General features: G+C 58.6%; 18 protein-coding genes. 15 read left to right on the top strand and 3 right to left on the bottom strand.

The genetic code is table 11. The annotated features are described in order from the left end of the window. Positions 1 to 162: 162 nt before the first annotated feature. Positions 163 to 1,431 (top strand): IS110 family RNA-guided transposase, encoded by a 1,269-nt coding sequence (locus ACYZTU_RS10980; protein ID WP_461966247.1) that lies wholly within the window; start codon positions 163 to 165, stop codon positions 1,429 to 1,431. Positions 1,432 to 1,559: 128 nt separating this feature from the next. Here the strand turns inward: ACYZTU_RS10980 and uraH are convergent, their stop codons facing one another. Next, positions 1,560 to 1,913 carry a hydroxyisourate hydrolase gene (uraH, locus tag ACYZTU_RS10975; RefSeq protein WP_282480738.1) on the bottom strand — a complete coding sequence of 118 codons (354 nt, stop codon included), beginning with the start codon at positions 1,911 to 1,913 and terminating at the stop codon, positions 1,560 to 1,562. 430 nt (positions 1,914 to 2,343) lie between these two features. On the opposite strand from uraH, the gene puuE reads away from it, so the two are divergent. The 7 genes from puuE to ACYZTU_RS10940 all read left to right on the top strand — a co-directional run bounded on the left by puuE (position 2,344) and on the right by ACYZTU_RS10940 (position 9,182). After that, positions 2,344 to 3,270, top strand: coding sequence for an allantoinase PuuE (gene puuE, locus ACYZTU_RS10970; RefSeq protein ID WP_008146148.1), 927 nt, complete (start codon positions 2,344 to 2,346; stop codon positions 3,268 to 3,270). Next, a complete protein-coding gene (uraD, locus tag ACYZTU_RS10965; protein WP_461970068.1) occupies positions 3,267 to 3,782 on the top strand; it encodes a 2-oxo-4-hydroxy-4-carboxy-5-ureidoimidazoline decarboxylase in 516 nt (171 codons plus the stop codon). Before puuE ends, uraD begins: the two co-directional genes overlap by 4 nt. Positions 3,783 to 3,868: 86 nt before the next feature. Further along, a complete protein-coding gene (alc, locus tag ACYZTU_RS10960; RefSeq protein ID WP_461970066.1) occupies positions 3,869 to 4,864 on the top strand; it encodes an allantoicase in 996 nt (331 codons plus the stop codon). A gap of 136 nt (positions 4,865 to 5,000) precedes the next feature. Then, entirely contained in the window at positions 5,001 to 5,504 is a 504-nt protein-coding gene (locus tag ACYZTU_RS10955) for an ureidoglycolate lyase (protein WP_008005655.1), read from the top strand. 50 nt (positions 5,505 to 5,554) lie between these two features. Beyond that, on the top strand, positions 5,555 to 6,847 hold the full coding sequence (locus tag ACYZTU_RS10950; protein WP_461970064.1) for a urate hydroxylase PuuD: 1,293 nt from the start codon (positions 5,555 to 5,557) through the stop codon (positions 6,845 to 6,847). Positions 6,848 to 7,235: 388 nt separating this feature from the next. Next, positions 7,236 to 8,021 (top strand): outer membrane protein OmpK, encoded by a 786-nt coding sequence (locus tag ACYZTU_RS10945; protein WP_461970062.1) that lies wholly within the window; start codon positions 7,236 to 7,238, stop codon positions 8,019 to 8,021. A 375-nt stretch (positions 8,022 to 8,396) separates the two neighbouring features. Further along, a complete protein-coding gene (locus ACYZTU_RS10940; RefSeq protein WP_282376557.1) occupies positions 8,397 to 9,182 on the top strand; it encodes an outer membrane protein OmpK in 786 nt (261 codons plus the stop codon). A gap of 86 nt (positions 9,183 to 9,268) precedes the next feature. Here the strand turns inward: ACYZTU_RS10940 and ACYZTU_RS10935 are convergent, their stop codons facing one another. After that, the gene (locus ACYZTU_RS10935; protein ID WP_461970061.1) at positions 9,269 to 10,423 is read right to left on the bottom strand and encodes a patatin-like phospholipase family protein; all 1,155 of its coding nucleotides are present in this window, start codon (positions 10,421 to 10,423) and stop codon (positions 9,269 to 9,271) included. A 35-nt stretch (positions 10,424 to 10,458) separates the two neighbouring features. After that, complete coding sequence (locus ACYZTU_RS10930) at positions 10,459 to 11,391, bottom strand: lipid A biosynthesis lauroyl acyltransferase (protein WP_461970059.1); 933 nt, start codon at positions 11,389 to 11,391, stop codon at positions 10,459 to 10,461. Positions 11,392 to 11,509: 118 nt separating this feature from the next. Here ACYZTU_RS10930 and minC point away from each other — a divergent pair, with 118 nt between their 5' ends. From minC to ACYZTU_RS10895, 7 genes are all read left to right on the top strand, one after another. After that, on the top strand, positions 11,510 to 12,247 hold the full coding sequence (gene minC / locus ACYZTU_RS10925) for a septum site-determining protein MinC (RefSeq protein WP_461970057.1): 738 nt from the start codon (positions 11,510 to 11,512) through the stop codon (positions 12,245 to 12,247). A gap of 202 nt (positions 12,248 to 12,449) precedes the next feature. Continuing rightward, positions 12,450 to 13,262 (top strand): septum site-determining protein MinD, encoded by an 813-nt coding sequence (minD, locus tag ACYZTU_RS10920; protein ID WP_282376553.1) that lies wholly within the window; start codon positions 12,450 to 12,452, stop codon positions 13,260 to 13,262. Continuing rightward, positions 13,262 to 13,516, top strand: coding sequence for a cell division topological specificity factor MinE (gene minE / locus ACYZTU_RS10915; RefSeq protein WP_007898843.1), 255 nt, complete (start codon positions 13,262 to 13,264; stop codon positions 13,514 to 13,516). The genes minD and minE overlap by 1 nt, the downstream gene beginning before the upstream one ends. Before the next feature lie 181 nt (positions 13,517 to 13,697). Then, complete coding sequence (locus ACYZTU_RS10910; RefSeq protein ID WP_008146175.1) at positions 13,698 to 14,333, top strand: RluA family pseudouridine synthase; 636 nt, start codon at positions 13,698 to 13,700, stop codon at positions 14,331 to 14,333. Positions 14,334 to 14,504: 171 nt separating this feature from the next. Continuing rightward, positions 14,505 to 15,794 carry a M18 family aminopeptidase gene (locus ACYZTU_RS10905; RefSeq protein WP_461970056.1) on the top strand — a complete coding sequence of 430 codons (1,290 nt, stop codon included), beginning with the start codon at positions 14,505 to 14,507 and terminating at the stop codon, positions 15,792 to 15,794. Between the two features lie 110 nt (positions 15,795 to 15,904). After that, positions 15,905 to 16,072: a hypothetical protein gene (locus ACYZTU_RS10900; protein WP_461971218.1), complete on the top strand. Its 168-nt coding sequence runs from the start codon at positions 15,905 to 15,907 to the stop codon at positions 16,070 to 16,072. A gap of 78 nt (positions 16,073 to 16,150) precedes the next feature. Beyond that, positions 16,151 to 18,307, top strand: a complete 2,157-nt coding sequence (locus ACYZTU_RS10895; protein WP_461970054.1) for a mechanosensitive ion channel family protein — start codon at positions 16,151 to 16,153, stop codon at positions 18,305 to 18,307. The last annotated feature ends 43 nt before the right edge of the window (positions 18,308 to 18,350 follow it).

Below are 18,350 nucleotides of genomic sequence, written 5' to 3'. Positions count from 1 at the left end.
CGCGCAGCACTCGATGATTACGCCATCACCTTCGAGTCCACAGGTGCGCTTGCGCCCTCTAACGAATTCTCAGGGAAAGCCCGACACGGCTCTCTATATCGCCTTCGCTGGACGCAAGCATGCATGTCCCTGCATGTACTTTAGCGCCTGTTGAGGTGTTCCATGCAAACGCTCCTGTCTCAGAGTTTCACTGCTTATATCGGAATTGATTGGGCAGACACCAAGCACGACACCTGTTTGCAGATAGCTGGAGAGGCTCAGCGCAGTTTCGAGGTCATTGACCATAAGCCCGAGTCGATTGATCGCTGGGCCAGGTCGCTGCATCAACGTTACGGTGGCCCGATCGCGATCGCCGTGGAGTTGAACAAAGGCCCACTGATAGCGGCTCTGCAAAAATATGAGTTTTTTTGTATCTTTCCGATCAATCCGAGCACCTTGGCCCGGCACCGTAAAACCTTCGTCCCCAGTGGCGCCAAGGATGATCCAACGGATGCTCAATGGGCGCTTGAGCTGTTGCTGAATCACCCCGAACGGTTTCCTCAACTGGTCCAGCAAAGCTCCGCCATGCGTTCGCTCGCCAGCCTGACCGAACATCGCCGCGGATTGGTCGATGACCGGGTCAAGATCAGCAACCGTCTGGTGTGCATGCTCAAACAGTACTACCCGTTGGCCCTGGAGCTGTTTCATGACCATGACACGCTGGTTTTTTGTGAATTTCTGGCGCGCTGGTCGACCTTTGAAACGCTTAAGCGCGCTCGGCCGGCCAGCGTTTTGAAGTTCCTTCACGCGCATAATGTTCGCCATGCCGAGCTCAATCAGCAGCGTTTGGCGTTGATCGCCAAAGCCATGCCGTTGACTGAAGATCCAGGCGTGGTCAGTCCTTCAGCGCTGTATGTGCTGGCCCTGGTCTCGCAACTGAAAGGGATCATCACGGCGATCAAAGACTTTGATCGGGAGATCGAAAAAACTGCCAACACCCTGGCCGACTACCGACTCTTCAAGGCCTTGCCCGGCGCGGGACAGCAGCTTGCACCACGGTTGATGGTCGCCTTTGGTGAGCAGCGTGATCGCTTCAAGGATGCCAGTGCGGTGCAGCGATATGCCGGGATTGCCCCGGTCACCGAACGCAGTGGCAAGAAAAAAGTCGTCCACTGGCGCTATCAATGCGCAACTTTTTTGCGCCAGACCTTTGTTGAGTGGGCTGCCCACAGCATCAATCAATCGGTGTGGGCAGAGGCGTATTATCGCCAGCAAAGGGCCAAAGGCAGCTCTTACCAAGCAGCCCTCAGGGCTCTGGCGTTCAAGTGGATCCGGATCGTTTATCGGTGCTGGAAGACCAGCACCGTGTACGACGAAAACGTTTATTTACAGACCTTGCTACGGCACGGCTCGCCTTTGATCAGCGAGCCGGACACAGCAACATCGTGTTGACGGAAAGGCTCAGGGCGTGATGGCGCCTGACCCGGCACCTACTTTCTCAAGGACGAAAAAAAGCCCGCAGTGTGAGCGGGCGAAAGACCAAAGAAGCTATATGCGCAGGATTTTTTGGGGGGAAAGTCCTAGCTTCCTCTGTAGGTCGAATAGCTGTACGGCGAAATCAGCAATGGCACATGGTAGTGATCCTGTTCCGCAGAGATGCCGAAACGCAGCACCACTACATCCAGGAACGCTGGTTCCGGCAGCTGAACGCCACGGGCGCGGTAGTAATCGCCCGCATGAAACTGAACCTGATAGACCCCGGAGCGATAGTCATCGCCTTGCAGCAGCGGTGCATCGACACGGCCATCGCTGTTGGTCATCGCAGTGGCGACCAGTTCCAGCTGCGAACCTTCAACGCGGTATAACTCGACCTTGATCGAGCTGCCCGGGCAACCGTGTGCAGCGTCCAAAACGTGTGTAGTCAAACGTCCCATTGATTCTGCGCGCCTGCCCGCCGGAGCAGTCAGACCTCGCGCCTCCCGAAGTCAGTTGAAAAGGAGACCGCACCGATTCGGAGCACGAAAAGCTGCGGCGAGGGACTGATTAAGACACTTTCAAACGAAATTGTACACAATAAAATTACATTTTTACGCCGATGTACGTTACTCATCGATTCGTACCGAATCTGGTGTCGAACCACAGGATCAAGGACCTTCCATCCATTAGCTGACCAATCAGGCAGGTTTCTTGCAATAACATGTGGAGATGACAGTCAGTGAAAAATGCAAAAAATCAGGCTTACAAAGTGGATATAAAGTTGTATACAATCAGTCCATCGCTGTGGCGCCAGCCTGTCATCAAATTGCCAGGCCGCCACACAACCCTGACCTTGAACAAGTCGAACGAATAAGAAGGAAGACTGCAGTGAGCGCTGACTACCCACGCGACCTGATCGGTTACGGCAGTAACCCTCCTCACCCACACTGGCCGGGCAATGCTCGCATCGCCTTGTCCTTTGTGCTCAATTACGAGGAAGGTGGCGAGCGCAACATCCTGCACGGCGATAAAGAATCCGAAGCCTTCCTCTCCGAGATGGTCTCGGCGCAGCCGCTGCAAGGCGCGCGCAACATGAGCATGGAATCCCTTTACGAGTATGGCAGCCGTGCCGGCGTCTGGCGGGTTCTGAAACTGTTCAAGGAATTCGACATCCCGCTGACCATCTTCGCCGTGGCCATGGCCGCCCAGCGTCACCCGGACGTGATCCGTGCGATGGTCGATGCCGGCCACGAGATCTGCAGTCACGGCTATCGCTGGATCGACTACCAGTACATGGACGAAGCGCAGGAACGCGAGCACATGCTCGAGGCGATCCGCGTCCTCACCGAAATCACCGGTGAACGTCCGCTGGGCTGGTACACCGGCCGCACAGGCCCGAACACCCGTCGCCTGGTGATGGAAGAAGGCGGTTTCCTCTATGACTGCGACACCTATGACGACGACCTGCCCTACTGGGAACCGAACAACCCAACCGGCAAGCCGCACTTGGTGATCCCGTACACCCTGGACACCAACGATATGCGCTTCACCCAGGTCCAGGGCTTCAACAAGGGCGACGATTTCTTCGAATATCTCAAAGACGCGTTCGACGTGCTGTATGCCGAAGGCGCCGAAGCACCGAAGATGCTGTCAATCGGCCTGCACTGCCGTCTGATCGGCCGTCCGGCGCGTCTGGCCTCGCTCAAACGCTTTATCGAGTACGCTAAAAGTCATGAACAGGTGTGGTTCAGCCGTCGCGTCGACATCGCTCGCCACTGGCACGAAACCCACCCGTACCAAGGGGCCGCAAAATGAGTCACTTCCAAAGCCTGAAGCCCTCGACCCTGAGCCGCGATGACTTCGTCGCCGCCTTCGCCGACATCTACGAACATTCGCCATGGGTGGCCGAGAAAGCCTTCGACCTGGGGCAGGACGCATCGATCGACGAGATCGAAACCCTGCACCAGCGCATGAGCGACATCCTGTTGAGCGCCGATCACGTCAGCCAGCTGGCATTGATCAACGCTCACCCGGACCTGGCCGGCAAAGCCGCCGTCCAGGGCCAATTAACCGAAGCCAGCACGAATGAACAGGCTGGCGCCGGTATTCACCAATGCTCGAGCGATGAGTTCCAGCGCTTCACCGAGCTGAACGACGCCTACAAAGCCACGTTCAAGTTTCCCTTCATCATGGCGGTAAAAGGCAGCGACCGGCATCAGATCCTCGCGGCGTTCGAAACGCGCATTCACAACCCGGAAGACATCGAGTTCAAATGCGCGCTGGCAGAGATCAATAAGATCGCCCTGTTCCGATTACTGACCCTATAGCGAGCCTTGCCCGAGGGTTTAAAACGCGAAGACACCCAGGGCACTGCAAGCATCCCAAGCCAACTAATTAAAGGCAGACAAGAAGAATGAAAGCTTACGCCGTACCTTTCGAGAAGTTCGTCAACTTGGCCGACGCCCGTCTGGGCACCAAAATCATCTCGGTCACCGATGACTGGTTCGCTGACGCCAACCGCCTGTTTCAACCGACCCCGGCTGTGTGGAAGGAGGGCGTGTTCGATGACAACGGCAAGTGGATGGACGGCTGGGAGTCGCGCCGCAAGCGCTTCGAAGGCTACGACAGCGCGGTAATCCACCTGGGCGTTCCAGGCTCGATCAAAGGCGTGGACATAGACACTTCATTCTTCACCGGCAACTTCCCACCGTCGGCCTCCCTGGAAGCGTGCTTCCTGGCCTCGGGCGAGCCGGACGAAAGCACCCAGTGGACTGAAGTGCTGTCGGCCGTCGAGCTGCAAGGCAACAGCCACCACTTCCACGAAATCAACAACGACCAGGCCTTCAGTCACCTGCGCTTCAACATCTACCCGGATGGTGGCGTAGCCCGCCTGCGTGTTTACGGTATTCCGTTCCGCGATTGGTCCGCTGTCGGCGACAACGAACAGGTTGACCTGGCTGCAGCGCTGAACGGCGGCCGCGCCCTCGCCTGCTCCGACGAACACTTCGGTCGCATGAGCAACATCCTCAACCCGGGCCGTGGCATCAACATGGGCGACGGCTGGGAAACCGCACGTCGTCGTACCCCTGGCAATGACTGGATCATCGTCGCGCTGGGTCATCCGGGCGAGATCGAGAAAATCGTCGTCGACACCCTGCACTTCAAGGGCAACTACCCGGACACGTGCTCGATCCAGGGAGCGTTCGTCAAGGGCGGCACTGACAGCCAGATCGAAACCCAATCGCTGTTCTGGCGCGAATTGCTGCCGGCGCAGAAACTGGAAATGCATGCCGAACACACCTTCGCCGAGCAGATCAAGGCTCTGGGGCCGATCACCCACATCCGCCTCAATGTGTTCCCGGATGGTGGTGTGAGCCGCCTGCGCGTCCTCGGCAAGGTCGCTAAATAAGCGCTGAGGCCAATCGCGAGCAAGTCGAATCGTCGCTCCCACATTGGATTGTGGCGTACACAAAACCTGTGGGAGCGAGCTTGCTCGCGATAGCAATAGAACAGACAACACAGAACTCAACGAAAAGAAGACCAGCATGCGCACATTGACGATTGAACCGCTGACCAAAGAAGCCTTCGCCCCTTTCGGTGACGTGATCGAAACCGACGGTAGCGATCACTTCATGATCAACAACGGTTCGACCATGCGCTTTCACAAACTGGCGACGGTTGAAACCGCCACGCCAGAGGACAACGCGATCATCAGCATATTCCGCGCCGACGCGCAGGACATGCCGCTGACCGTCTGTATGCTGGAGCGTCACCCGCTGGGCAGCCAGGCTTTCATCCCGCTGCTCGGCAACCCCTTTCTGATCGTGGTCGCGCCACTTGGCGATGAACCTGTATCAGGCTTGGTCCGCGCCTTCGTCACCAACGGCAGGCAGGGCATTAATTACCATCGCGGCGTTTGGCACCATCCGGTGCTGACGATCGAAAAGCGGGATGACTTCCTGGTGGTTGATCGCAGTGGCACAGGCAACAACTGCGATGAGCATTTTTTCAAAGAGGATGAGCGTTTGATCCTTGCCCCCCACCAATAAGAGAAGGTCTGATCACTCGACGACAGAGTGACAGGCGAGAGGTAAAGACTGTGGAAGCACATCTGTTGGAATGGCTGAACCTCAGCGTGCGCTGGGTTCACATGATTACTGGCGTGGCCTGGATCGGCGCGTCGTTCTATTTCGTCTGGCTGGAAAACAACCTCAATCGGGTCAACCCGAAAAGTGGCTTGGCGGGCGATTTGTGGGCGATCCACGGCGGCGGTATCTATCACCTGGAAAAATACAAACTGGCCCCACCGACCATGCCGGACAACCTGCACTGGTTCAAATGGGAAGCCTATTTCACCTGGCTGTCGGGGATCGCGCTGCTGTGCGTGGTGTTCTACTCCAACCCGACGCTCTACCTGCTGGCACCGGGCAGCAGCCTGACCGGCCCTGAAGGTGTTGCCCTGGGCATCGCCTCGTTGTTCGTCGGCTGGTTCGTCTACTCCTTCCTTTGCGACTCGGCCCTGGGCAAACGCCCTGCCCTGCTAGGCTTCATCCTGTTCGTGCTGATCATTGGCGCCGCTTACGGCTTCAGTAAAGTGTTCAGTGGTCGGGGTGCGTACCTGCACGTCGGCGCGATCATCGGCACCATCATGGTCGGCAACGTGTTCCGCATCATCATGCCGGCCCAGCGTGCGCTGGTGGCGGCGATTGCCGAGAACCGCACGCCGGATCCGGCGCTGCCGGCCAAAGGCTTGCTGCGTTCGCGTCACAACAACTACTTCACCTTGCCGGTGCTGTTCATCATGATCAGCAACCACTTCCCGAGCACTTACGGCAGCCAATACAACTGGCTGATCCTCGCCGGAATTGCGGTGCTGGCGGTATTGGTGCGTCATTACTTCAACACCCGTCATGACAGCCACAAGTTCGCCTGGACCATGCCCGTCGCAGCAGTGGGCATGATCTGCCTGGCGTACGTGACTGGCCCGGCGCAAATGTCCAGTGCACCTGAAGTAGCCAAGGCTCCTGGCACCATCGAGTACCAGCCGCTGCCGGAAACCGCCCTCGGTGGAGGTGCCAAACCTGCCGCCGCGAAGCCTGCTGACGCGCCGGTTCAGGCTGCGAACGCCGGACCGAGTTACGACAAGGTGCACAGCGTGATTCAGGAACGTTGCTCGGTTTGCCATTCCGCCAAACCGACCAGCCCGCTGTTCAGCGCTGCACCGGGCGGCGTGATGTTCGACACTCCCGAGCAGATCCGTCAGAACGCCGCACGCATCCAGGCTCAAGCCGTCACCAGCCAGATCATGCCGCTGGGCAACATCACCCAGATGACCCAGCAGGAACGTGACCTGATTGGCGCGTGGATTGTTCACGGAGCTCCAACCAACTAAGCAACAAAGCGTCGCGGGCAAGCCTCGCTCCTACAGGATTTGTGTTGTTCCCGTAGGAGCGAGGCTCGCCCGCGAATGGCCGCGCCGCGGTCCCCTGATACAAAAATCACAAGAATAAAAAAGATCCGAGGTGTTGCATGTCCAAGCTATCCGAAGCGCACCGGCCAGGAAGTCTGCCCACGGATGCTGCGTCGCGGTTTGCTGTGTGATGCCGGAGCTGTCGTTGAACCTGCTGTTCAACATCCTCGGCGGCGCTGAACGCGCGGCCATCAACGACTGCCACGCCCACCCGCATTGACACACTAAAAGCCATACAACCTGTGGGAACAGTTGCTCCCACAGTGGCCACACCTGCGCCTCAAACAATAAAAACAAGAGGGAGCAACAGATGATTCGGACACAGACAAACATGCTGTTGGGCGGTGGTCTTTTGGCCGCCAGCCAAGCCATGGCCGGCGATTTACTGCTGTGGCAGACCAACAGCCTGAGCTATTTGTACGGCAAGAATTTCGAGATCAACCCGTCGATCCAGCAGACGGTGACGTTCGAGCACGCCGACAAATGGAAGTACGGCGACAACTTCCTGTTCGTCGACAAGATCTTCTACAACGGACAGGAAGACCGAAACAAAGGGCCCCACGCCTTCTACGGCGAGTTCAGCCCACGCCTTTCCTTCGGCAAGATCCTCGACCGCCGCTTCGAATACGGCCCGATCAAGGACGTACTGCTCGCGATGACTTATGAGTACGGCGAAGGCGACAGCGAGGCCTACCTGATCGGCCCGGGTTTCGACCTCGCGGTGCCGGGCTTCAACTATTTCACCCTGAACTTCTATCGTCGCCACACCGAAGGCCCGCGCCCCGGCGATGGTGTCTGGCAGATCACGCCGGCCTGGTCCTACAGCATTCCATTGGGCAATTCAGACCTGTTGTTCGACGGCTACCTGGACTGGGTGGTCGACAACGATCAGAACGCCCGCGGTACCTACCACGCCAACCTGCACATCAATCCGCAGCTCAAATATGACCTTGGCAAAGCCTTGGGCTGGGGGCAGAAACAGGTCTATGTCGGCACCGAATACAGCTACTGGAAGAACAAGTACGGAGTCGAAAACAGCTCGAACCTGGACACTAACCAAAACACCGCCAGCCTGCTGGTGAAGGTGCACTTTTAAGATGGCCCGCAACCGTGTTCCAAACCTGCTGTCGGTGCGCTGTTGCGGGGCACTTGAGACCTGGCCAAGGAGTCAGTATTCTCCGCGGCCGCCCGAATCTGGACTAAAAAAAAGCCCGGATTTAATTCCTGACCAGAAAGCCAACTTATCCCGGCTCTGGACGGTACCAAGGCACTCCAAAACCTCTCTCAATCGACTGCTCTTGAGCAGCCGAACGGGCGTTTTTGGGCTTTTTGAAAGCTTTGGCGCAGCTCTTGCTAACAGCACTGAAGCTGACCGATTGGATGATTTTTACAGCGACAGAAAAAGGCGCCACACCAGAGCGCCGACCTAAAAAAAATAACGTGGAACCACCTACTTTTTGGGAGCAACCGAATGAAACGTACGTGCACTAGCCTGATGCTGGCGGGATCTTTGCTGGCCGGGGGCCAGGCAATGGCCGGCGACTTGCTGCAATGGCAGAACAACAGCCTGACCTACCTGTATGGCAAGGACTTCCAGGTCAATCCGCGCATTCAGCAAACCGTGACATTCGAACACGTCGATGGCTGGAAATATGGGGATAACTTCTTCTTCGTCGACAAAATCTTCTACAACGGCGACAAGGATTTCAACGTCGGCCCGAACACCTATTACGGTGAGTTCAGCCCACGAATTTCCCTGGGTAAGGTCCTCGACCAGAAAATCGAATTCGGCCCGGTCAAAGACGTGTTGCTGGCCATGACGTACGAGTTCGGTGAAGGCGATACCGAGTCCTACCTGATCGGTCCTGGTTTCGACCTGGCGATCCCGGGCTTCGACTACTTCCAGCTGAACTTCTACCAGCGTCACACCGAAGGCAGCCGCGCGGGCGACAACGTGTGGCAAATCACCCCGGTATGGTCCTACACCATCCCGGTCGGCGATTCGAACATCCTGATCGATGGTTTCATGGACTGGGTGGTCGACAACGACTCCAATTCCAAAGGCGACTACCACGCCAACCTACACTTCAACCCACAGGTCAAATACGATTTGGGCAAGGCGTTGAATTTCGGTGAGAAACAGTTGTATGTCGGTGTGGAGTACGACTACTGGTCGGACAAGTACGGGATTAAAGACAGCCAGTACTTCAAAACCGATCAGAGCACTACAAGCTTCCTGGTGAAGCTCCACTTCTGATTTAGAGTCAAAATATCGCAGCCTTCGCCAGCTCTACAGGGATATGCGCTCCAATGTAGGAGCTGGCGCAGCTTGCGATCTTTGCTTTATGACAATCCCAGAAACCGACACAACTCATCCCGCTTGGCCAACGCATCCCGCCGCCCAAGATCAATCAGTTCGCTGCAATACCCCGCCTCGAACAGCAGATAACTCAGCACCCCCGCCCCGCTCGTCTTGGTCGCCCCCGGACCGCGCAAAAACAGGCGCAGCGCCGCCGGCAACTCCTGCCGATGCCGCGCCGCAATCTCATCGATCGGCTGACTCGGCGAAATCACCAGCACCTCCACGGGCGCCACCCCGAGTGCTCGGGTCGGTGTGCCATCGGGCAGCAGATGACTGAACTGATTGAGTCGCTGCAGCAACTCGATGTCACTTTCCAGGCTGTCAATGAACGTGCTGTTGAGCAGGTGCCCGCCGATCTGCGCCAGGCTCGGCTGCTGACCGGTGTAGGCGCGCTGCAGCGGTTGTTCCGGGTCGACGCCGCGGGGGTTGCCGCTGACGCCCACCACCAGCACTCGGCTGGCGCCCAGGTGCAGCGCCGGGCTGATCGGCGCCGACTGACGTACCGCGCCGTCACCGAAATACTCTTCACCGATTTTCACTGGCGCGAACAGCAGCGGAATCGCTGAACTGGCCAGCAAGTGATCGACGGTCAATTGCGTGGGAACGCCGATTCGCCGATGGCGCAACCAGGCATTGATGGTGCCGCCGCCCTGATAAAAGGTCACCGCCTGACCGGACTCGTAGCCGAACGCGGTCACCGCAACCGCCTGCAACTGCTTCTGTGCAATGGCCTCGGCAATCCCGCTCATCTGCAGTTTGGCGTCGAGCAATCCGCGCAGCGGCGAGCTGTTGAGCAAGGCCACCGGCACCTGAGCGCCAATCCCCAGCAAACTGTGGCTGACAAAACGACTGGCCTGATGGATCACGCCCGGCCAGTCGCTGCGCAGCACCAGATGACTGCGGAAGCCCTGCCAGAAGGCTGTCAGACGTTGAATCGCACCACGAAAATCCATCGCCCCACTGGCGAGACTGACCGCGTTGATCGCGCCGGCCGAGGTGCCGACGATCACCGGAAACGGATTCGCTGCGCCCACCGGCAGCAGCTCGGCAATCGCCGCCAGCACGCCGACCTGATAAGCCGCCCGAGCCCCGCCGCCGGAAAGAATCAACCCTGTAACCGGTTCAGCAGGACTCATCGCAACACTCCATGGTGCTTATCGGGATCGGTGGTTCAACCGCGTTTTGCGTACAACTTGGGTTCGCCCGGTGGGCGGCTCTTGAAGCGGCGATGAGCCCAGAGGTATTGCTCTGGACATTCGCGCAACGCGCCTTCAACCCACTGATTGATGCGGATGCAATCGGCCTCTTCGGTCTCGCCGGGGAAATCCTCGAGCGGTGCATGAATCATCAGTCGATACCCACTGCCGTCAGCCAGACGTTCCTGAGTGAACGGCACCACCAGCGCCTTGCCCAACCGCGCAAACTTGCTGGTGGCGGTGACGGTCGCGGCCTGAATTCCGAACAGCGGCACGAAGATACTTTGCTTGGCGCCATAGTCCTGATCCGGTGCGTACCAGATTGCCCGGCCGGCCCGCAGCAGTTTCAGCATGCCGCGAACGTCGTCGCGCTCCACCGCCAGCGAGTCGACGTTGTGCCGCTCGCGACCCAGGCGCTGGACGTAGTCGAACAACGGATTCTTGTGCTCGCGGTACATGCCATCGATGGTGTGTTGCTGGCCGAGCAACGCCGCGCCGATTTCCAGCGTGGTGAAATGAACGGCCATCAGGATCACACCTTTGCCGTCGCGCTGGGCCTTTTTCAAATGCTCCAACCCTTCGACATGGGCCAGCTTCGCCAGACGCTCGCGCGACCACCACCAGCTCATCGCCATCTCGAAAAACGCGATGCCCGTGGAGGCGAAGTTTTCCTTGAGCAGGCGCTTGCGCTCGGCAGCGGTTTTTTCAGGGAAACACAGTTCGAGATTGCGCTTGGCAATGCGCCGTCTGTCGCCCGCTACTCGATACATCAATGCACCCAAGGCGCGACCAATCGACAGCAACGCCGGATACGGCAGCTGAATAATCAGCCACAACAGCCCCAAGCCACACCACAGCGGCCAGAAACGTGGAGAAAGAAATGTTTTTCGAAAACGCGGGCGATCCATTAAAGGTTCCGGAAAGACAATGGCCGCGCATTCTACATCGTTCGACCCGGCTTGCGGCCCGCGGGCGTTCTCGTTATAAGTCTCGGCACTTTTAGTGACAAGTCGTTGTATGCCGACCATGAGCCAAACCGAACCGCTAGACCAAGATCCCGTGTTCCAGCTGAAGGGCAGCATGCTCGCCATTACGGTGCTGGAATTGGCCCGTAACGACCTCGAGAACCTTGATCGTCAACTGGCCGCCAAGGTTGCCCAGGCGCCTAACTTCTTCAGCAACGCGCCACTGGTGCTGGCCCTGGACAAACTTCCGGCCAGCGAAGGGGCAGTTGATCTGCCAGGCCTGATGCGCGTCTGCCGTCAGCATGGCCTGCGCACCCTGGCGATCCGTGCCAGCCGCATTGAAGACATCGCCGCGGCCATCGCGGTCGATTTGCCGGTGCTGCCACCGTCCGGCGCCCGGGAACGTCCGCTTGACCTGCACGAAGGCGTCGTTGCAAAAAAACCGGAAAAACCGCCGGAGCCGACCATCAAGCCAACGAAGATCATCACGTCGCCCGTACGTGGTGGCCAGCAGATTTATGCCCAGGGCTGCGATCTGGTCGTGATCTCGTCGGTCAGTCCGGGGGCGGAACTTCTCGCCGATGGCAACATCCATGTATACGGCCCGATGCGCGGCCGTGTGTTGGCCGGCGTCAAAGGCGATACGAAAGCCAGGATTTTCTGTCAGCAAATGAGCGCTGAACTGGTTTCCATCGCAGGCCACTACAAGGTTTCGGAGGATCTGCGTCGCGACCCTATGTGGGGCGCGGGTGTACAGATCAGCCTGTCGGGCGATGTGTTGAACATCATTCGGCTTTAACGGATACTGCCGCATTTTCCAAACATCTCTAAAACGTAGCGAAAACGGCTCAAACGAAGTAGGAAAAAAGGCCATAGGCAGTGTTTACCCGAGGTAAGCGCCGTTCTGGGCCAGATTCCAGCCAAGGCTGTCCGACTGCAGTAGTTTTTCTAGAGATGTTTTTCAGGGGCTAAATGTCCTTTTTCCTTAGGGGTGAAACACCTTGGCCAAGATTCTCGTGGTTACATCCGGCAAGGGTGGTGTGGGTAAGACCACCACCAGTGCTGCTATCGGTACCGGCCTCGCACTGCGCGGCCACAAAACAGTCATCGTCGACTTCGACGTCGGTCTGCGTAACCTCGACCTGATCATGGGTTGCGAGCGCCGCGTGGTGTACGACTTCGTCAACGTGGTGAACGGCGAAGCCAACCTGCAACAAGCCCTGATCAAAGACAAACGCCTGGAAAACCTCTACGTACTGGCCGCCAGTCAGACCCGCGATAAAGACGCGCTGACTGTGGAAGGCGTGGAAAAAGTGTTGATGGCGCTGAAAGAAGACTTCGAATTCGTGGTCTGCGATTCCCCGGCCGGCATCGAGAAAGGCGCCCACCTGGCCATGTACTTCGCTGATGAAGCGATCGTCGTGACCAACCCGGAAGTGTCCTCGGTACGTGACTCGGACCGCATGCTTGGCCTGCTGGCCAGCAAGTCCCGCCGCGCCGAAAAGGGCGAAGAGCCGATCAAGGAGCACTTACTGCTGACCCGCTACAACCCGCAAAGGGTCAGTGACGGCGAAATGCTCGGCGTCGAAGACGTCAAAGATATTCTGGCCGTCACCCTGCTGGGTGTCATTCCGGAATCCCAAGCGGTACTCAAAGCTTCCAACTCGGGCGTGCCGGTGATTCTCGACGACCAGAGCGATGCCGGTCAGGCATACAGCGATGCGGTCGATCGTCTGCTGGGCAAAACCGTGGAGCATCGTTTTCTCGATGTAACGAAGAAGGGCTTCTTCGAGCGCCTGTTTGGAGGTAGATAATGAATCTTTTTGACTTCTTTCGTGCCAGCAAAAAGGTCAGCACCGCGTCGGTAGCGAAAGAGCGTCTGCAGATCATCGTGGCGCACGAACGCGGCCAGCGCAGTACACCGGACTACCTGCCAGCCTTGCAGAAGGAATTGGTCGAGGTGATCCGCAAGTACGTCAATATCGGGTCCGATGACGTGCACGTGGCTCTGGAAAACCAGGGCAGCTGCTCGATTCTGGAACTCAATATCACCCTGCCTGACCGCTAGTCGATCAGACAGGAGTCACGGCGGCTCAGGTCTCCTGGCACTTTGTAGGAGCGAAGCTTGCTCGCGAAGCAGGCAACTCGGTGTATCTGATAGATCGAGGTGATGCGTTCGCGAGCAAGCTTCGCTCCTACAGGGTGTGGGGGCCTGAGCCGCCGTTGGCGTTTGTTACGAGGCTGTTTTAATGCCGCTGTCCAATATCCGCATCATCCATCAGGACGCCGCCGTACTGGTGGTGAACAAACCGACCCTGCTGCTCTCCGTCCCTGGCCGGGCCGATGACAACAAGGACTGCCTGATTACCCGCCTGCAAGAAAACGGCTACCCGGAAGCGCGAATCGTCCATCGTTTGGACTGGGAAACCTCCGGCATTATTCTATTGGCCCGTGACCCGGACACGCATCGCGAGCTGTCTCGGCAATTTCATGACCGCGAAACCGAAAAGGCCTACACCGCCCTGTGCTGGGGCCAGCCGGAACTGGACAGTGGCAGCATCGATCTGCCCTTGCGCTACGACCCGCCGACCAAGCCACGCCATGTGGTGGACCATGAATTCGGCAAACATGCCCTGACCTTCTGGCGCGTATTGGAGCGTTGCGGCGATTGGTGTCGTGTCGAATTGACGCCGATCACCGGCCGATCCCATCAGTTGCGCGTGCACATGCTCTCCATCGGTCACCCGCTGCTGGGTGACGGGCTCTACGCCCACGAGCAAGCATTAGCGGCCTGGCCACGACTGTGCCTGCACGCGAGCATGCTGAGCTTTACTCACCCGCAAAGCGGCGAACGCTTGCGCTTCGAGTGTCCTGCTCCTTTCTAAGCAGCGCTGAATCAAAAAAAAACGCCCTTCCATTGAAGGGCGTTTTTTTGTTTCTCCCTGCCGCGCAAGACCGCCTCGCCAACCAGCAGGCGACGCACACCGAACAGCATTGCCTCTGCAATGCCGTGAGCCAATACGTTAAACTTGCGCCATTGCCGTCTGGAGCTACTTATGCGCGAAGAGTTGAACCAAGGCCTGATCGATTTCCTCAAGGCCTCCCCTACCCCATTCCATGCCACCGCCAGCCTTGTTCAGCGTCTGGAAGCGGCGGGCTATCAACGCCTCGACGAGCGCGAGCCATGGACCACCGAAGCCAATGGTCGCTACTACGTTACCCGTAACGACTCTTCGATCGTCGCGTTCAAGATGGGCCGTCATTCGCCCCTGCATGGCGGTATTCGCCTGGTCGGCGCGCACACCGACAGCCCGTGCCTGCGGGTCAAGCCCCAGCCGGAACTGCAACGCCAGGGTTTCTGGCAGCTGGGCGTCGAAGTCTATGGCGGCGCACTGTTGGCGCCATGGTTCGACCGCGACCTGTCATTGGCCGGCCGCGTGACCTTCCGTCGTGATGGCAAGGTCGAAAGCCAGTTGATCGACTTCAAGGCACCGATTGCCACCATCCCGAACCTGGCCATTCACCTTAACCGTGAAGCCAACATGGGCTGGGCGATCAACGCCCAGACCGAACTGCCGCCGATCCTCGCGCAATTTGCCGGTGACGAGCGTGTGGACTTCCGTGCCGTGCTGACCGATCAACTCGCCCGCGAACACGGCTTGAACGCCGACGTGGTGCTCGACTATGAGCTGAGCTTCTACGACACCCAAAGTGCTGCGGTCATCGGCCTGCATGGGGATTTTATCGCTGGCGCACGCCTGGACAATTTGCTGTCGTGTTATGCCGGCCTGCAAGCCTTGCTGACCACCGAAACCGACGAAACCTGTGTACTGGTCTGTAACGATCACGAAGAAGTCGGCTCCTGCTCTGCCTGCGGTGCCGACGGCCCGATGCTCGAGCAAACGCTGCGTCGCCTGTTGCCCGAAGGTGATGAGTTCGTACGGACCATTCAGAAATCCCTGCTGGTCTCGGCCGACAACGCCCACGGCGTGCACCCCAACTACGCCGACAAGCACGATGCCAACCACGGCCCGAAACTCAACGCCGGCCCGGTGATCAAGGTCAACAGCAACCAGCGCTACGCCACCAATAGCGAAACCGCTGGGTTCTTCCGCCATCTGTGCATGGCCGAAGAAGTGCCGGTGCAGAGCTTCGTGGTGCGCAGCGACATGGGCTGTGGCTCGACCATCGGCCCGATCACCGCCAGCCACCTGGGCGTGCGCACCGTGGACATCGGCCTGCCGACATTCGCCATGCACTCGATCCGCGAGCTGTGCGGCAGCCATGATCTAGCGCACTTGGTCAAAGTGTTGAACGCGTTTTACGCCTGCCGCGAGTTGCCGTGATCCTTGTAGCTGCCGAAGGTTCGGCAGCTCCACACACATCACCACAGGCCACCCAAAAGCCACCTAGACTTTAACTACCTCTTCCGACAAGGCAGTCGCTCATGATCTCGATGTCTTCGTTTCACACCATGCTGATACCGATTCTCGCCGGGATGATCATGCTGGCAACCGGTTTCAATTTTCGCGACAAGAACGCCGGCGTGTTCGCGATGTGGATCGGCATGTTGATGATCCTCGCCACCGTGGTCTTCAAGATCCTCGCCAAACTCAACGAATAAATCCTCACCCCTGGCTCGCATTGATTTTGACGGGCTCGTACACTCGCTCGATCCGCTTATCCCGAGGTTCACCGCCCAGTGTTCGTTCGTCTTTTTGCCCTGCCGTATTACGTACTTGTCTGCCTCATGACGCTGCTGCCGATGGCGCCCGCCCAAGCGGTCGGTTTGCCAGGATTGCTTAACAGCTCGGCGAAATCCCAGCCAGAAGCGCAAGAACCTTTGGGCCAGTCCCTGGACGAAGTGATCAAGTCCTTGGAGAACGATCAGCAACGCAGCAAGTTGCTGGCCGACCTGAAGAAGCTGCGCGACGCCACAAAAAAAGCCCAACCGGCCGCTGAAGAAGGCGTGCTGGGCCTGATCGGCGGCACACTGGCCAGTTTCGAGAAACAGTTTTCCGGGGCCGACAGTCCGCTCACGCGCTGGTCCGACGAGTTCAATCTGGCCAAGGAGGAATTGACAGCGCTCGTGCTGCCGACCAATGAATGGCTGCCGATCATTTTTGCCTTCGCCATGATCCTGATGGTCTGGAGCTTGCTCGCCGCCGTGCTGATCTGGGTCAGCCACCGGGTGCGGATGCGCTTTGGCCTGACCGAAGAGCTGCCGCAGCACCCCAAGGCCCTGGACATGTTGCGCTTCGCCCTGCGCAAACTCGGGCCGTGGCTGATTGCCTTGGTGATGACGGTCTACATGACTTACGCCCTGCCCTCGTCATTGGGTAAAAGCCTGGCCATGGTGTTGGCCTATGCGCTGGTGGTCGGAACCTGTTTTTCGGCAATCTGCGTAATTGCCTTTTCCGTGCTCGACGGCCCACACCGCCACCGCGCCTTGTACATCCTGCGGCATCAAGCCTTTCGGCCGCTGTGGCTGATCGGCAGCTTCGCCGCCTTCGGTGAAGCCTTGAGCGATCCGCAACTGGTCGCCAGCCTCGGCAGCCACCTGGCGCATACCGCCGCAACCGTGGCCAACGTCCTGGCCGCACTTTCCACCGGGTTGTTCATCCTGCGGTTCCGTCGCCCCATCGCCCACTTGATCCGCAACCAACCGCTGTCCCGACGCCTGACCCGTCGCGCGCTCAGCGACACGATCGAGATTCTCGGGACCTTCTGGTACGTACCAGCACTGGTGCTGGTGGGCATCTCGCTATTCGCCACGTTCGTCTCCGCTGGCGATACCAGCACCGCGCTGCGCCAGTCGCTGATCTGCACGGTACTGCTGGTGTTGTGCATGGTCATCAACGGGTTGGTGCGCCGCCACTCCCTCAAACCGCAGCGCAGCGTAAGGCGCCATGCGCTGTATTCGGACCGCCTGAAAAGCTTCTTCTACTCCCTCGCTCATTTGGTGGTGTGGCTGGCGTTCATCGAGCTCGGCCTGCGGGTCTGGGGTATGTCGCTGATCGCATTCACCGAGGGCGAAGGCCATGAAGTCAGCGTCAAACTGTTCAGCCTAAGTGGCACGCTGATTTTTGCCTGGCTGATCTGGATTCTCAGCGACACCGCCGTGCACCACGCCCTCACCCGCTCACGCAAAGGCCTGGCGAATGCTCGCGCGCAGACGATGATGCCGCTAATCCGCAACGTATTGTTCGTGGCGATTTTCATCATCGCACTGATCGTCGCCCTGGCGAACATGGGCATGAACGTCACGCCATTGCTGGCCGGTGCCGGTGTGATCGGTCTGGCGATCGGCTTCGGTGCGCAGTCACTGGTGGCGGACCTGATCACCGGGCTGTTCATCATCATCGAAGATTCCCTGGCCATCGACGACTACGTGGACGTCGGCGGCCACCTGGGCACCGTCGAAGGGCTGACCATTCGTACCGTGCGCCTGCGGGACATCGATGGCATCGTCCACACCATTCCGTTCAGCGAAATCAAAAGCATCAAGAACTACTCCCGGGAATTCGGCTACGCGATTTTCCGGGTGGCGATACCCTCCAACATGGACATCGATAACGCGATCAAACTGATGCGCGAAGTCGGCCAGAAGATGCGCACCGATCCCCTGCAACGGCGCAACATCTGGTCGCCGCTGGAAATTCAGGGTGTCGAGAGTTTCGAGTCAGGCAATGCGATTCTTCGTGCCCGGTTCAAGACCGCGCCGATCAAGCAGTGGGAAATTTCCCGAGCCTTCAACCTGTCACTCAAGCGCCACCTGGACGAAGCCGGGTTCGACCTGGCGACACCACGCATGAGCGTGCAAGTCGTCACGACGGGCGGAGGAACGGCGACGGAGTAACCTCGTAGCAGCTGCCGAGCCTGCGAGGCTGCGTTCGGCTGCG

Source organism: Pseudomonas sp. HLT2-19-2 (assembly GCF_054898005.1).
The sequence above is the reverse complement of the archived record's forward strand: the minus strand, read 5'-3'. Positions and strand labels throughout refer to the sequence as shown.